Annotated in this window: 1 rRNA gene; it reads right to left on the reverse strand. The window is 41.3% G+C overall.

Annotated elements, in window-relative coordinates:
• Positions 1-97, reverse strand: a 23S ribosomal RNA gene (locus ACE01R_RS17645); the annotation flags it as partial.
• Positions 98-283: the final 186 nt, after the last annotated feature.

Raw genomic sequence — 283 nt, forward strand, 5'->3', positions numbered from 1 at the left:
GATATTTGCCGCCTCCCCGGAGCTTATCGCAGGCTATTACGTCTTTCATCGCCTCTGACTGCCAAGGCATCCACCACATGCACTTAATTACTTGACTATACAACCCCAAACAGTCGTTTGATCCTACAAGTAGATCAACCAACATAACAGTTTAGAGCACTGTGCACTTAAGCACTGTACAGCTTCAATTAGATTCATATACCAAAACGCTTGATTCAGTTTAATCGCTAGTAACTCATTTCATCCAACTTTCACAATTACTTGCTAGGTTGTTTAAAACGAG

The sequence above is a fragment of the Acinetobacter sp. BSP-28 genome (assembly GCF_044130285.1).
Classification (GTDB): Bacteria; Pseudomonadota; Gammaproteobacteria; order Pseudomonadales; family Moraxellaceae; genus Acinetobacter.